We start from the raw sequence: 14,629 nt of genomic DNA, 5'->3' as shown, positions 1-14,629 counted from the left end.
CAGCCACGGGCGGGGGCGGGGCGCCGGAGCCCGGTGACACATCCCGGCCGACCCCCAGGACGAGGAGACCGGGGCGGCACCCTCATCTGTCCTTGGGAGTACGACATGGGAAAAACCCGGCCGACCAACATCGGCCTGCTCTTCGACCGGCACGCGGAGGCACGCCGGCAGACGGTGATGCTCCTCGACCGGCCCTTCGACATCGCGCCCGACGGCGGCACCCGCTACGAGGCGGCAGCCCTCGCGGAGACCGTACGCAGGGCTGCCGCCTGGCTGTACGCGGCCGGAGCACGGCGGGGTGACCGCATCGCGATCCTGAAGGAGAACCACTTCGACACCTTCATGCTGGCGGCCGCCGCCGCGCGGATCGGGGCACTGCCCGCCGAACTCGCACCGCTGAGATCGCTGCCGTCGATCCGGGCGATGCTCGACAACCTGAAGCCGCAGATGATCGTCGCGGGCGCCGCCCTGCTGGACCGGGCCATCCGCGCAGGTACTGAACTCGCCGCCCCCGGCGTCCGGTTGGTGGTCGTCGGAGAGTCCGCCGAGCGGCTGCCCGCCGGCGCCGTACCGCTGGACGACCTGCGCGGCGCCGCCGACGTGGCGACGGATCTGCGGCCGGACGACGAGCCGATGATCATCACCCACAGTTCGGGCACCACGGGCGTGCCCAAGCTGGTGGTGAACTCGGGCGAGACGATCCTCGGCGCGAGCGCCCGGATGGAGACGATCCGCTTTCCCGTCGTGGCCAGCCGGCTCTCCGACGTCGTCGGTACGTCCTTCACCTACGCGCACGCCCGCGCGGTGTCCTGGACGGCCGGGCAGTTCGCCCTGACACCCAAGGCCGTCCTGGTCATCTCCGATCCGACGGTGGACAACGCGGCCCGCGCGCTGCGCGCCCACCGCCCCACCACCCTGGAAGCCTGCCCCAACATCTTTCAGCGCTGGGAGGAACTGGCCGACACCCAGCCCGACCTCTTCCGGCAGGTCCGGCTCTACATCGGCACGTTCGACGCGATCCACCCGCGGACCGTGCGCAAGTTCCTCGCCGCCTCGCAGGCCCGCAAGCCCATCTGGGGACAGAGCTGGGGCCAGAGCGAGGTCGGTCCCGTCTGCGCCGCCTTCTTCACCCGGCGCATGGTGGCCCCGAGCGACGAGCCGCGCGGAGTCACCAACGACCTCGGCTGGACCATGCCGTTCCTGGCCAAGGTCAAGGTCGTCGACCCCGACACCGGCCGCACCCAGCCGCGCGGCAAGCCCGGCATCCTCATGGTCGCCACCAAGGCGCGCTGCCTGACGTACCTCGGCGACGAGGACCGCCACACGCAGAAGGTCGAAGGCGAGTGGTGGAACACCGGAGACCTGGGCACCCAGGGGCGGTTCGGCCGGCTGCGGCTCGTCGACCGCGAGGTGGACACCATCCCCGGCGCCAGCAGCATCGAGCTGGAGAGCATCCTGCTCGACCGGCTGGAGCGGGTGGTCGACGTGACCGTGCTGGGCGTACCGGGGCGGCCCCCGCTGCCGGTGCTGTGCGTGTGGGACGGCGAGTTGAGCCCCGAGGAGTGGAAGCGGGCCGTCGAAGGGCTGCCGGAGCTGAGCGAGCCCGTGCTGATCCCCTGGGAGGACGTGCCGAGGACAGCGACCTGGAAGGTGCGGCGACTTGAGCTGCGCGAACAACTACTGGGCAGCGCCGAGTCTCTCGGCAGCGGTCGCTGGACCTGAGAGAAGGGGGAGGAGCGCATGTCTGATCTTGATGTCGCGGTGATCGGGGCCGGTATCGCCGGCCTGGTCACCGCCCACCGGCTGACGCAGGCGGGCTACCGGGTGGAGGTGTTCGAGGCCGAGGCCGAGGCCGGCGGACGCATGCGGTGCGGACGGATCGACGGGTACGTGATCGACCGGGGAGCCGAGACGCTCGCGCCGTTCGGTTACCCGGCCACCTGGGAGATGATCCGTGAACTGGGGCTCGACAGGTCGGGGGACGTGCACCGCATGCGGCACCCGGTCGCCCTGTGGCGCGAAGGGCGGGCCTTCCCCTGGATGGGACACCCGCTGTCCGCGGTCACCAGGGCGGGCCTGTCCCCGGCCGCCTGGCTGCGCATGACGCAACTCATGGCCAGGTCCATGCGTCCCGGCGCGATGGACTGGACGAACCCGGAAGACTCCATCTTCGGTATGCAGACGGTCAGCGAACTGGGCAGGAGCTACCACCCGGAGCTGGTCGACCGGATGCTGGAACCCATCTCCGCCTCGGCCTTCGGCTGGGATCCGGACCGGGCGACGGCCGCCCCGCTGATGGGCTGCGTCGTCAGCACCCGCGGCATCATCCGCTGGCGCACCTACCGGCACGGCCAGGACACCATGGCGCGGGTGCTGGCCGACCGGCTGCCGGTGCACGTGAACAAGCGGGTCAGTACGGTCAAGCGGGACGGCGCCGGCGCCAGGATCGAGTTCGAGGACGGTACGGACCTCAGGGCCCGCGCGGCCGTCGTCACGCTGCCCTCGCCGCAGATCCCCGCCATCTACCCCGATGTGCCCGACGAGGAGCGGGCCTTCCTCGAAGCCTCGACCTTCTCCCCGGTGATGCGGGTCGCCTGCATGCTCGACCGGCCCCTGGAGCCGCGCCGCCGGGCCCTGGCGCCCAAGCTCTACGCGGCGCTGCTGGCCAGGGGCGAGAGCCCGCTGCTCGTCGGCTGCACCGTCGAGCACAACAAATGCCCGGAGCGCGCCCCGCGGGGCAAGGGCCTGGTCTCCCTGCTCATCTCGCCGAGCCGGGTGCCCGAGCTGTTCGACGTGCCCGACGAGGAGATCTCCCGGATGGTGCTGGAGGAGGGGGAGCGCAGTCTGATCGACGGGCTGCGGGACGCCTGCGTGGGCACGGACGTCGTCCGCTGGCGGCACGCGCTGCCCGAGGCGCCGCCGGCCGCCCTCGCGCTGCGCAAGCGATTCGTACAGCGGGCGCCGAGTCCGATCGCGTACGCCGGCGACTGGCTGTATCTGCGGCCCAGCAGTGAGGCGGCCGTGCACTCGGCGAAGCTGGCGGTACCGCGCGTACGGGCGTTGCTGGAGGGCTGAGCGAGACCGGAGGCCGGGGTACGCGTCGCGACGCGTACCCCGGCCTCCGGTCGTTCCAGGACAGGCCAGTACTCGCTGCATGACAACTTGTTGCCATAGTCCTTCCGGGCTGCTTAACCCGTACGGGACCTACGATTTCGCACATGACGAGTACGGAGCAAATCACCGATGTGGCAGGTGATGCGCAGTGGCAGAAGGCGGCTGTCGACGCCACCTTGGCACTGTGCCATGAGCGTGCGTACAACGAATTCGACGTGTCCGACATCGCGGCTCGCGCCCAGGTCGAGGAAAGTCTGATCCGCGGGCGCTGGCCTGCCAAGAACCTCATCGTCGTGGAATCGCTCCTGCGTACTGTCGCGCCCCGTATGGCTTTTCCGCGCACGGGGGACATCTGGGCCGATCTGCGCGACCAACTGCTCGCCGTGGTCGAGCTCTTCGCCGATCCGGGCATCGGCCCGCATCTGGCGGCCCTGGCGGCCGAGGCGAACTCCGACGAGCGGCTCGCCGGCCTGTTCCTGCGCAAGGTGTTCACGCCGAACCGGACCGTGGCCCGTGCCCGATTCGAACTCGCCCAGGAGCAGGGTCAGTTGAGGAAGGACATCGACCTCGACACGGCGGTCGACCTGGTCTTCGGGCCGATCTGGTTCCGGCTGCTGCTCGGCACGGGGCCCCTCACCGCCGATCTCGCCGTGTCCATAGCCGAGCACTCCCTGGCCGGTCTCGCCACCGGTCCCGGCGGAGGCGAGAGGGGCGACGGAGGTGACGGGATATGACGGCGGAAACGACGGAGACGGCCGAGCGTGAAACGCCTGGCAAGGGGAACCGGATAGCCGATTACGCGGATGCCAGATTCGGCATCTACAAGACCCGCGGGCTCATCCGCAAGGTATTCCCCGAGCACTGGTCTTTCATGTTCGGCGAGATGGCCCTCTACAGCTTCATCATTCTGCTGCTCACGGGCGTCTATCTGACCTTGTTCTTCAAGCCGTCCATGAACGAGGTCATCTACCACGGCTCCTATGTGCCGCTCAAGAACATACCGATGTCCGAGGCGTACGCCTCCACGCTGAACATCAGCTTCGAGGTGCGCGGCGGCCTCCTCGTCCGGCAGATTCACCACTGGGCCGCGCTCACCATGATCGCCGCGACCTCGCTGCATCTGCTGCGGCACTTCTTCACCGGCTCGTTCCGCAAGCCCCGCGAGCTGAACTGGCTCATCGGCTTCGTCCTGCTGGTGCTGGTCATCGTGGAGGGCTTCGCCGGGTACTCACTCCCGGACGACCTGCTGTCCGGTGTCGGACTCCGGATCGCCCAGGGGATCATGCTGTCGATCCCGGTCGTCGGCAGCTACCTCAGCACCTTCCTCTTCGGCGGGGAGTTCCCGGGCAACGAGATCATCTCCCGGCTCTACGGCGTCCACATCCTGCTGGTCCCCGGCATCATGCTCGGCGTCATCGTCCTGCACGTCCTGATGGTCGGGGTCCACAAGCACACCCAGTTCCGCGGCCCGGGACGCACCGAGAAGAACGTCGTCGGACAGCCGCTGATGCCGGTGTACGTGGCGAAGGCGGGCGGTTTCTTCTTCTTCATCTTCGGCGTCCTGGCTCTGCTCGGCGCCCTCGCCCAGATCAACCCGATCTGGACGTACGGCCCTTACCGCACCGACCAGGTGTCGCAGGGCTCGCAGCCCGACTGGTACATGGGCTTCCTCGAAGGCGCGCTGCGGGCCTTCCCCGCCTGGGAGGTCAACGCCCTCGGACACACCGTCAACCTCGGTGTGCTGCTGCCCGCCGTGGTGCTGCCGGGACTGATGGCCGCCGCCGTCGCGCTGTGGCCGTTCATGGAAGCGTGGGTCACCGGTGACCGGCGGGAGCACCATCTGCTGGACCGGCCGCGCGAGCACCCCACCAGGACCGCCTTCGGCGCCGGGTTCATCGCGCTGTACGTGGTGCTGCTGATCGGCGGCGGCAACGACCTGCTGGCCGTGCTGTTCAACCTGTCGGTGAACCAGATCACCTGGGCCGTGCGGATCGCGTTCTTCGTGGTGCCGCCGCTGACCTACGTCATCACGAAGAGGTTCTGTCTCGGCCTCCAGCGCCGCGACCGCGAGAAGGTGCTGCACGGCCGGGAGACCGGGATCGTGGAGCGGCTGCCGCACGGCGAGTTCGTCGAGGTGCACGAGCCGCTGGACGCGGAGAGCCGGCACACCCTGGTCTCGCGCGACCTGGTCAAGCCGCTGCCCGCGCCGTCCCGGGAGAACGACGGAGTGGCAAATCCCCGGCTGCGCAAGCAGGTTCTGCGCTACCGGCTCTCCCGCTGGCTGTACGGGCAGCAGGTCGCGCCGCCGACGCCGCAGGAGTATCTGCGGGCACTGGAGCACCACCCGGCCCCACAGGCGCTCCTGAACGGCACCAACGGCACCAACGGCGCCAACGGGTCCAACGGTACGAACGGGTCCAACCACACCAACGGGTCCAGTGGCGCCAACGGGTCCAACGGGTCCGGTGCCGCCAACGGCGCGCACGACGCGCCTGCCGCCGAGCCCGCAGACCTGGAAACGAAGTAGCCCAGGCCGGGAGCACGAAGGGGCGGGGGCGCCGGCACACAGCCGGCGCCCCCGCCCCGTACGTCGTCAGCAGCCGAGCAGCGAACTCGCCCGCTCCTCCTGGCGCGCCGTGTACCGGGCGAGCACCCGGTCCACCAGTTCCCCTGCCACCCCGGTGTAGCGCGCCGGCTCGGTGAAGTCGTCCAGCTCGGCCCGCGAGAACCGGGCCCCGACCGCGGGCAGTTCGGCCAGCACTTCACCGAGCGGGCGGCCGTGCGCCGCCGCCTCCAGGGAGGCCCGGGTGACGGTGGCCCTGGCCACCGACTTGCCGAGGACGGGAGTCAGCACGGCGGCCAGCCGCTCGGCGACGATCAGACTGCCGGTCAGCGCGAGATTCTCCCGCATCCGCTCCTCGTGCACGGTGAGTCCGGCGGCCAGCTCGGCCGCCGTGTGCGCGGCGCCCCCCACCAGCCGCAGGCACTCCCGCAGCGGTGACCACTCCGCGTGCCAGAGCCCGGCGGAGCGCTCGTCCTCGCCGAGCAGGCCCTGGGCCACGGTCGCCGACAGGAGCGGTACCTGCACCGCCGCCGAGCGGATCAGGGTCGCCAGTACGGGGTTGACCTTCTGCGGCATCGCCGAGGACACCCCGCGGCCGGGCGCGACGGGCTCGCTCAGCTCCGCCACCTCCGTACGGGACAGCGTCTGCACGTCGACGGCGAACTTGCCCAGCACACCGGAGGCCAGCGACAGGGCCGACGTCAGGTCGGCGAGCGGAGTACGGACGGTGTGCCAGGGCGCGACCGGCACCGCGAGCTCCAACTCGTCGGCGTAGGCACGGAACAGCAAGGAGACGTACTTCGCCGGGGCGGTGACGGCGACCCCGCCGGGATCGTCCAGCCTGGCGTACTCCAGATAGCCCGCCAGGGTGCCCGCGGCGCCGCCCAGCTCCACCGGCAGCCCGTCGGCGGCCACGGCGCCGAGCCGGTCCAGCGCGTCCAGGACGCCCTGGAGCCAGCCGGCCGCCTTCAGACCGAAGGTGATCGGCACGGCGTGCTGGGTCAGCGTCCGGCCCGCCATCGGAGTGTCCCGGTGTGCGCGGGCCAGCGCCGCCAACGCACCTGCGGTGCGCTCCAGATCGCTGATGACTACCCCGAGCGTCCGGGCGGCGACCAGCATCGTCGCGGTGTCCAGCACATCCTGGCTCGTCGAGCCCCGGTGCACGAACTCGGCCGCCTCCTCGTCCATGGTGGCCACCGCAGCCGTGAGCGCCTGGACCACGGCGACCACCGGATTGGCCGCGCCCCGCGCCGCGCGCGCCAACGCCCTGAGATCGAAGTTGCCGGCCTGTCCCACGGCCGAGATCAACTCGGCGCTCTCCCTGGGCACAAGACCCAACCGGGCCTGCGCCCGGGACAGTGCGGTCTCGGCGTCCAGCATCGCCTGCAGCCAGGCCGCGTCCGAGACCAGATACTCGACCGTGCTGCCGACCCGGACGGGTGACAGCAGCCCGGCGTCCAGCTCGGCCGCCGCCCCGTCGTCGTCGGCGACGTGCGCCGCCAGAGGCTGAGTGGTGACGGTCATCACGCGGCCTCCGATCCGACCGTGGCGTCGGAACGGCTGAGCGTGTCCGAGCCGGCCAGCGCCAGGGCGGCCCTGGCCACCGCGTCCGAGTCGCCGAGCGTCACCGAATTGACCCCGGGCCTGATGCCGGCCGCCGTGACCCAGTGCACGGACTCGGTGGGCACCCCGAAGGCGAAGCGCCGCGGATGGGCCCGGCCCTCCGCGTCCAGCAGGTGGTACGGCCGCCGGGTGACGGCGAGCCCGCCGGTCTGGTAGCTCGACTGCGCCGGGCCGTCCACCAGATGACTCGCCGCCTGCCCGGTGGACATGAGGTGGCGCAGCAGCGGATCCGTCGTACGGCGCAGGTCGATGTCCGGCAGCCGGGCCTCGATGAGCACGGACGCCGCCACCTCGGAGCCGGGTACGCGGGGGGAGCGGGCGGTGAACACGCCTCTGGCCGCGTGCAGTTCGACGCGGAAGTCCGGACCGACGACGGTGAGCAGCCCGGCCTCGACCAGCGCCGCCATCTCCTGGATGCGCCGGGCCGGCGGGCCGATCGACAGGAAGGCGTTGAGCGGGGTGTACCAGAGGTCGAGGTCGCGGCGGTGCGAAGCGGCGGTGAGGCCGCCGTGGTCGACCAGCAGACGTATCTCGTTGCGCAGGTCGCGCAGTGCGTCGAGGGCGGCCTTGCGCGGGCCGCTCACATTGCCCTCAAGGGCGTCGGCGACGTCGCGCCGCAGCAGTTCGAGCAGCCAGTCGTGGAACGGGCCGGGACCCTCGAAGCCGACCCCCAGGTCCGGGTGGGCGAGCCGTTCCCAGTCCAGGCGGTCCGCCTCGCCGATCCCGTACTCCCGCAGCAGCTCACTCTCCTCGGCGCTCTCCCGGACGGTGGCCAGCAGCAGCTCCCGGAACCGGTCGGCCACGCAGGAGCAGCGGTCCCTGGCGAGCAGGGCCGTGTAGTAGACCGCCTCGGCCTCCCGTGCCACCAACGGCCAGATGTCCGCCCGCAGATCGAGCCCCGAGCCCAGCTCGGCCCGCTCCTTGAGCTGCTGGATCGTCTTGTCGGTGAGCAGCAGCGGTACGTGCCGGCCGTAGGCGCCCTTCTCGTTCTCTCCTCGGGCGTGGTACGGCACACCGCGCCGGGACCCGGCGAACATCCGGGGCTCCCGGCCGGACGGGCGGTACACGAGACGGCCGCCCCGCTCCTCGAAGACCCCGCCCCTGCCATGGCTGAACAGCGACAGGTAGTCGAAGAAGTTGAGGCCGAGACCGCGCAGGATCACCGGCTCGCCCGAGCCGATGCCGTCGAGGTCGGCATCGGCGGGATTGACCGGCAGGAAGTGGCGCAGTCCCAGCCTGACCGCGTCGTCGTGCAGCGCGCGCAGGGCGGGCCGCACCTCGGCGTCGAGATGGCCGAGGGCGAGGACCACGGCGTCCACCTGCGTGAGCACCATGCCGTTCTCCAGCCGCACGCTCTGCGGCCCGTCAGGGGCCTCACCGGCGTCGTCCAGCGCCACGGCCCGGGTGCGGTGCGCCACGATCCGCACATGGGCCGGTGCCAGCGCCACCACCCGGCCGAAGACCCACTCCAGGTAGCGGCCGTAGAACGCCCTGGTCGGATACGTGTCGGGCCCGAGCCTGCGCGCCTCGGCCAACGTCTCCCCGTCCGCGCCCTCCTCGGGGCCGAGCACCGTCATGAGCTGCGCCCACTCGTAGAGGCTCGGCCCCGTCACCAGCGGCCCCGCCATCTCCACCGAAGGGTCGGTGAACATGGTGACCTGGGAAGCGACGGTGTTCATCAGCAGGTGCCGCGACTGGTCGCTGCGCCAGACCCTGCCGGGACCCGGCTGTTCGGGGTCGACCACATGCACGGTCAGTGGCACCTCAGGTGCTCGGGCGGCATTCGCGCACACGCGCTCAAGCGTAGACAAACCGCGGGGTCCGCTGCCGACGATGCAAAGGGTTAGTCGCTGGTTTCCCACTGCTGCTCCTGATATAGCGCGAGAGAAGAAACGGAGGGAATGCCGACACAATGCGCCACGCCACTCCCTGCTTCTGGATCAAATCCACTGGGCGAAAAGCGGGTCAACGAAAATGGCAGCGCCGCGGCGCACCGGAGCCGCCCCGGGCCCATTCGTGCCGGGATCCTGCTGTGCGGAACGCCGGGCCGGCGCGTTCTGCTGTGGCACCGCCATCCCGGCCGCGTCCGGTTGCCACGCGGCTGTCACGCCGGGACCGGGAAAACCGGCGCCGTCGCAGCTCGGAGGCGCTTAAGCCGGAGCCAAGCGGGCGCCTGGACACTTCGAGCGCCGGCCTGGACGAGCCTGCCGGGCCGAAGCGTCTCAGGAGGCAGCGATGCGCGGCACGATGTGGCGGGCCCTCGTCGCCTGCCTCGCCCTTTACAGCCGAATCTGGATTCCGCAACCTCCTTTGGAGGAATACCGTTCCGGCGGCGCCGAGAGCGAAGAAGCCCCGGCCGGCCGCATGAAGAGCGGCAGCCCGGTGCCCGGCCATCCGGAAACGTGGGACCCGCGGCGCGCGCTGTCCGCCGAAGAACGCGAGATCTGGGCGGAATTGGGCTGGCGCGAGCGCGGGCAGCGGTGACGCAAGCGGTGCTTAAGCCGCCGGCCGCACAGTGTCGGAGCGCCGCCTCCGGCGGACGGCCGCGTCGGCGGGAGGGAACCGGGGATGTCACGCAAGCGAGGTCCGGGACGGGCACGCAGTGTACGGATCACTGAGGCCAGGCCCGGTCTCACCGAGGACGTCCGGGACCGGCAGCGGCGCTATCTGGTCGCCATGCTCGTCCGTACCGCGTGCGTGGTGCTGATGGTGGTCCTGTGGGACGACCACCGGACGACCGCCGTCGTCGCCCTCGTCGGTGCCGCCGTCATCCCCTACGCGGCCGTGGTGATCACCACGGGCGGCCGCCGCCGTGAGAAGCGCGTCCCCTTCACGCTCGTCGGACCGCCGTCCGGCCCGGTGCTGGAGCCGACCATGATCCTGCCGCCCGGACCGGCGCGGGAACCCGCGGCGGGGCCCGCCGCCGGAGCGAGCCGGTGCTGACCGAGGACCGGCCGCGCGCGCCGCACACCCCGTTCGCCGCGGTCGCCCGGAGCGCGCAGCCCGTCGCCGCGGGACTGGTCACCGCTGTCGTGGGGTTCGCCGGATCCTTCACCCTGGTGCTCGACGGGCTCGGGGCGGTCGGCGCCGGCCGGCGGCAGGCGGAGTCGGGCCTGCTGGTCCTCTGCCTGGCCATGTGCCTGCTCTCGCTCTGGTTCGGACTGCGCCACCGGCAGCCGATCAGCGTCGCCTGGTCCACTCCCGGCGCCGCCCTGATGGCCACCGTCGGCCAGCAGAGCGGTGGTTACGCCGGGGCCGTGGGCGCTTTCGCGGTCGCGGGTCTGCTGGTCGCCGTGACAGCCGCATGGGGCCGGCTGCGCCGCGCGCTGGCCGCTGTGCCACCGCCCGTCTCCATGGCGCTGTTCGCCGGCATCCTGCTGCCGCTGTGCCTGGCGCCGGCCCGTGGGGCGGTCGACTGCCCCGAGCTGGTGCTGCCGACCGTCGCGACCTGGGCGCTGCTGACGCGGTACGCGCGGCGCTGGGCGGTTCCCGGAGCGCTGGCCGCAGCGGTCACCGGACTGCTCCTGCGCGAACACGGGAAGCTCTCCGGCGCCGGTCTGACGCCTCAACTCACCCTGACCGCACCTCACTTCAGCTTGAGTGCGATCGTCGGCCTCGCGCTGCCGCTCTATGTCATCACCATGGCGGCGCAGAACCTGCCGGGGCTCACGCTGCTGACCCACTTCGGTTACCGGCCACCCACCCGCGCCGTTCTGTTGACCACCGGCCTCGGCACGGCGCTCGCCGCGTGCGCCGGTGGCTTCATGCTGAACCTGGCGGCGAGCACCGCCGCCCTGGTGGCGGGCCCCGACGCCCACCGGGACCCCGGCAGGCGCTGGATCGCCGCCGTCACCGCGGCTGTGGCGTACGGCGCCTTCGGCCTCGCGGTGGGCGTCTTCGCCACCCTGCTCGCGGTGGCACCGCCGCTGCTTTTCCAGACGGTGGCCGGGCTGGCCCTGCTGGGAGTCTTCGGGCAGGCGCTCAGCACGGCCTTCGGCCGCGCCGAGGCGGTCCCGGCCGCCGCCATCACCTTCGCGGTGACCGCGTCGTCCGTTTCCTTCCTCGGCATCGGCGCCGCCTTCTGGGGCCTGCTGGTGGGCCTCGCGGCCCACCGGCTGCTGCCTCGGTAGGACCGGGCCGCTATACCCGCGCCCCACTGGTCAGTTCGCGGGCCCGCAGCCGGGCCCCTCGCTCGGCGGCGAGGACGCCCGAGAGGGTCAGGCCGGCGCTCGGGGCGCCCTCGGCGATGTGCTCGTCCACCACGCGGCGCACCGTGTCCACGATCCCGGTGAACGGCAGTCGGCCGGCCAGGAACGCGGCCACGCACTCCTCGTTGGACGCGTTGAACACCGCGGGTGCCGTGCCCCCCGCCCGGCCCGCAAGGCGGGCCAGGGCGACCGCGGGGAAGGCGTCCTCGTCGAGCGGCCGGAACTCCCAGGACGTCGCCGCCGTCCAGTCGCAGCCGGGAGCCGCGTGCGGGACGCGGTCGGGCCAGCCGATGCCGAGTGCGATGGGGATGCGCATGTCCGGCGGGCTGACCTGGGCCAGCGTCGACCCGTCATGAAACTCGACCATGGAGTGCACCACCGACTGCGGGTGCACCACGACATCGATCCGGTCGTACGGCACGTCGAAGAGCAACTGCGCCTCGATGCACTCCAGGCCCTTGTTCATCAGGGTCGCCGAGTTCACCGTCACCACGGGACCCATGTCCCACGTCGGATGGTTGAGCGCGTCCTCGGGGGTCACGTCCGCCAACTCGGCCCGCCCGCGCCCGAGGAAGGGCCCGCCGCTCGCCGTCAGGACGAGCCGCCGCACCTCTTCCCTGCGACCGCCGAGCAGGCACTGGAAGAGCGCCGAGTGCTCGGAGTCCACCGGCACGATCTGGCCGGGCCGGGCCGCGGCGCCGACCAGCGGTCCGCCGGCCACCAGCGACTCCTTGTTGGCCAGCGCGAGGGTGGCACCGGACTCCAGCGCGGCGAGGGTGGGCGCGAGGCCGATCGAACCGGTCACCGCGTTGAGTACGGTGTGGCAGTCGAGTGCGGCGATGTCCGCCGCGGCGTCGGGCCCCGCGAGGACCCGCGGCACCGCCCGGTCCGGCCCGGCCGCCCGCAGCAGCCGCCGCAGTTCGGGTGCGGCCTCCTGGTCCGGTACGGCGACGACGTCCACGTCGAACTCCCGTGCCTGGCGGGCCAGCAGCTCCAGTCTCCCGGTGCCCGCGGCGAGGCCGGCCACCCGGAACCGGCCCGGCGCCGAGCGGACGACATCAAGGGCCTGGGTGCCGATGGACCCGGTCGAACCGATGATCACGAGCTGCCGCGGGCCCTCGGTCCGTCCGGCACGCTCCCACGGGTCGGCGAGGGGTGTGACGTCCGAGGCCGTCACGGTGCGCCCACCGAGGACGCGGCCGGCCCGCCGGGGACGGTCCAGGTGTCGTTGCCGGCGAGCAGGGTGGCGAGGTCGCCCTTGCCGTGCTGTTCGACGGCGGCGCTGAGTTGGTCGGACATGAGGGTGTCGTAGACGGGTCGGTCGACGCTGCGGAAGACCCCGATGGGGGTGTGGTGCAGGGTGTCGGGGTCGGCGAGCCGGGACAGCGCGAAGGCGTTGGTCGGCGAGGCGGAGTGTGCGTCGTGGGTCAGGATCCGGGACTCGTTCTCGGGTGTCACGGTGACGACCTCCAGCTCTCCGGTGGCGGTGTCGCGTACGACACCCTTGGCGTTGTCCGCCCCGAAGCGGATGGGCTGCCCGTGTTCGAGGCGGATGACGGCTTCCTGTGCCTGGTCCTTGTCCTTGAGGACCTCGAAGGCGCCGTCGTTGAAGATGTTGCAGTTCTGGTAGATCTCCACTAGTGCGGTGCCGGGGTGTTCGGCCGCCTCGCGCAGCACCTGGGTGAGGTGTTTGCGGTCGGAGTCGACGGTGCGCGCGACGAACGAGGCCTCGGCGCCGATGGCCAGCGACACCGGGTTGAAGGGGGAGTCGAGGGAGCCCATCGGGGTGGACTTGGTGATCTTCCCCAGCTCGGAGGTGGGTGAGTACTGGCCCTTGGTGAGGCCGTAGATCCGGTTGTTGAAGAGCAGGATCTTCAGGTTGACGTTGCGGCGCAGTGCGTGGATGAGGTGGTTGCCGCCGATGGACAGGGCGTCGCCGTCGCCGGTGACGACCCAGACGGAGAGGTCGCGGCGCGAGGTGGCGAGGCCGGTGGCGATGGCGGGGGCGCGGCCGTGGATGGAGTGCATCCCGTAGGTGTTCATGTAGTACGGGAAGCGGGAGGAGCAGCCGATGCCGGAGACGAAGACGATGTTCTCTTTCGCCAGGCCGAGTTCGGGCATGAAGCCCTGGACTGCGGCGAGGACGGCGTAGTCGCCGCAGCCGGGGCACCAGCGCACTTCCTGGTCCGACTTGAAGTCCTTCATCGACTGCTTGGCTTCGGCCTTGGGCACGAGGGACAGCGCCTCAGTCATCGATGGCCTCCTTGAGGGCCGTGGCGAGCTGTTCGGCCTTGAACGGCATCCCGTTGACCTGGTTGTAACTGTGCGCGTCGATCAGGTACTTCGCGCGCAAGAGAGTGGCGAGCTGGCCGAGGTTCATCTCGGGGACCACGACCTTGTCGTATGCCGTCAGCACCTCGCCGAGGTTGGCGGGGAAGGGGTTGAGATGGCGCAGATGCGCTTGCGCGATCCGCTCGCCCCGGCCGCGCAGCCGGCGTACGGCCGCCGTGATCGGGCCGTAGGTGGAGCCCCAGCCGAGGACGAGGGTGCGGGCGTGGTCCGGGTCGTCGACGTGCAGGTCGGGCACGGTGATGCCGTCGATCTTGGCCTGCCGGGTGCGGACCATGAAGTCGTGGTTGGCCGGGTCGTACGAGATGTTGCCCGTGCCGTCCTGCTTCTCGATCCCGCCGATCCGGTGCTCAAGACCCGGCGTACCCGGCACCGCCCACGGCCGGGCCAGGGTGTCCGGGTCGCGCTGGTAGGGCCGGAACACCTCGGTGCCGTCCGGTGCGGTGTTGTTGGGTGCTGTGGTGAACTCAACCTTCAGATAGGGGAGTTCGAGGGTCTGCGGGATGCGCCAGGGCTCGGAGCCGTTGGCGAGGTAGCCGTCGGAGAGCAGGAAGACCGGAGTGCGGTAGGTGAGAGCGATCCTGGTCGCCTCCAGCGCGGTCTCGAAGCAGTCGGCCGGGGTGGCGGCTGCCACCACCGGAACGGGAGACTCGCCGTTGCGGCCGTACATCGCTTGCAGCAGGTCGGCCTGCTCGGTTTTGGTGGGCAGTCCGGTGGAGGGGCCGCCGCGCTGGATGGCTACCACCAGCAGGGGCAGTTCCAGGGAGACGGC

General features: G+C 71.3%; 10 protein-coding genes and 2 pseudogenes. 7 read left to right on the top strand and 5 right to left on the bottom strand.

The window, feature by feature from the left end; translation table 11 throughout:
- The first annotated feature begins 105 nt into the window (after window positions 1–105).
- The 4 genes and pseudogenes from ACZ63I_RS13705 to qcrB form a co-directional block, all read left to right on the top strand.
- Window positions 106–1,722 (top strand): AMP-binding protein, encoded by a 1,617-nt coding sequence (locus ACZ63I_RS13705; RefSeq protein WP_469338418.1) that lies wholly within the window; start codon window positions 106–108, stop codon window positions 1,720–1,722.
- Between the two features lie 18 nt (window positions 1,723–1,740).
- Window positions 1,741–3,075 (top strand): protoporphyrinogen/coproporphyrinogen oxidase, encoded by a 1,335-nt coding sequence (locus tag ACZ63I_RS13700; protein WP_469338417.1) that lies wholly within the window; start codon window positions 1,741–1,743, stop codon window positions 3,073–3,075.
- A 143-nt stretch (window positions 3,076–3,218) separates the two neighbouring features.
- Window positions 3,219–3,848, top strand: a complete 630-nt coding sequence (locus tag ACZ63I_RS13695) for a TetR-like C-terminal domain-containing protein (protein ID WP_469338415.1) — start codon at window positions 3,219–3,221, stop codon at window positions 3,846–3,848.
- Window positions 3,845–5,458, top strand: a pseudogene (qcrB, locus tag ACZ63I_RS13690) (cytochrome bc1 complex cytochrome b subunit); the annotation flags it as partial. The gene ACZ63I_RS13695 and the pseudogene qcrB, both read left to right, overlap by 4 nt.
- A gap of 249 nt (window positions 5,459–5,707) precedes the next feature.
- Here qcrB and ACZ63I_RS13685 read toward each other — a convergent pair.
- On the bottom strand, window positions 5,708–7,201 hold the full coding sequence (locus ACZ63I_RS13685) for a nitrosuccinate lyase (protein ID WP_469338413.1): 1,494 nt from the start codon (window positions 7,199–7,201) through the stop codon (window positions 5,708–5,710).
- On the bottom strand, window positions 7,201–9,162 hold the full coding sequence (locus tag ACZ63I_RS13680) for an FAD/NAD(P)-binding protein (protein WP_469338412.1): 1,962 nt from the start codon (window positions 9,160–9,162) through the stop codon (window positions 7,201–7,203). Before ACZ63I_RS13680 ends, ACZ63I_RS13685 begins: the two co-directional genes overlap by 1 nt.
- A 373-nt stretch (window positions 9,163–9,535) precedes the next feature.
- Between ACZ63I_RS13680 and ACZ63I_RS13675 the strand changes: the two genes are divergently transcribed.
- From ACZ63I_RS13675 to ACZ63I_RS13665, 3 genes are all read left to right on the top strand, one after another.
- A complete protein-coding gene (locus ACZ63I_RS13675; protein WP_469338411.1) occupies window positions 9,536–9,784 on the top strand; it encodes a DUF6059 family protein in 249 nt (82 codons plus the stop codon).
- Between the two features lie 84 nt (window positions 9,785–9,868).
- Window positions 9,869–10,243: a DUF3099 domain-containing protein gene (locus tag ACZ63I_RS13670; protein WP_469338409.1), complete on the top strand. Its 375-nt coding sequence runs from the start codon at window positions 9,869–9,871 to the stop codon at window positions 10,241–10,243.
- A complete protein-coding gene (locus ACZ63I_RS13665; RefSeq protein ID WP_469338408.1) occupies window positions 10,237–11,430 on the top strand; it encodes a benzoate/H(+) symporter BenE family transporter in 1,194 nt (397 codons plus the stop codon). The genes ACZ63I_RS13670 and ACZ63I_RS13665 overlap by 7 nt, the downstream gene beginning before the upstream one ends.
- A gap of 10 nt (window positions 11,431–11,440) precedes the next feature.
- Here the strand turns inward: ACZ63I_RS13665 and dxr are convergent, their stop codons facing one another.
- From dxr to ACZ63I_RS13650, 3 genes and pseudogenes are all read right to left on the bottom strand, one after another.
- Window positions 11,441–12,685: a 1-deoxy-D-xylulose-5-phosphate reductoisomerase gene (gene dxr / locus ACZ63I_RS13660; protein WP_469338406.1), complete on the bottom strand. Its 1,245-nt coding sequence runs from the start codon at window positions 12,683–12,685 to the stop codon at window positions 11,441–11,443.
- Entirely contained in the window at window positions 12,682–13,761 is a 1,080-nt protein-coding gene (locus ACZ63I_RS13655) for a 2-oxoacid:ferredoxin oxidoreductase subunit beta (RefSeq protein ID WP_469338405.1), read from the bottom strand. Before ACZ63I_RS13655 ends, dxr begins: the two co-directional genes overlap by 4 nt.
- Window positions 13,754–14,629, bottom strand: a pseudogene (locus ACZ63I_RS13650) (2-oxoacid:acceptor oxidoreductase subunit alpha); the annotation flags it as partial. The gene ACZ63I_RS13655 and the pseudogene ACZ63I_RS13650, both read right to left, overlap by 8 nt.

The sequence above is a fragment of the Streptomyces sp. NPDC087906 genome, from assembly GCF_055584925.1.
This window is presented reverse-complemented; position numbering and strand designations above follow the sequence as displayed.

Bases quoted from the DNA above. Each gene is read 5' to 3' on its own strand.
- ACZ63I_RS13705 (WP_469338418.1), top strand. From the start codon at position 106: ATGGGAAAAACCCGGCCGACCAACATCGGCCTGCTCTTCGACCGGCAC.
- ACZ63I_RS13700 (WP_469338417.1), top strand. From the start codon at position 1,741: ATGTCTGATCTTGATGTCGCGGTGATCGGGGCCGGTATCGCCGGCCTG.
- ACZ63I_RS13695 (WP_469338415.1), top strand. From the start codon at position 3,219: ATGACGAGTACGGAGCAAATCACCGATGTGGCAGGTGATGCGCAGTGG.
- ACZ63I_RS13685 (WP_469338413.1), bottom strand. From the start codon at position 7,201: ATGACCGTCACCACTCAGCCTCTGGCGGCGCACGTCGCCGACGACGAC.
- ACZ63I_RS13675 (WP_469338411.1), top strand. From the start codon at position 9,536: ATGCGCGGCACGATGTGGCGGGCCCTCGTCGCCTGCCTCGCCCTTTAC.
- ACZ63I_RS13670 (WP_469338409.1), top strand. From the start codon at position 9,869: ATGTCACGCAAGCGAGGTCCGGGACGGGCACGCAGTGTACGGATCACT.
- ACZ63I_RS13655 (WP_469338405.1), bottom strand. From the start codon at position 13,761: ATGACTGAGGCGCTGTCCCTCGTGCCCAAGGCCGAAGCCAAGCAGTCG.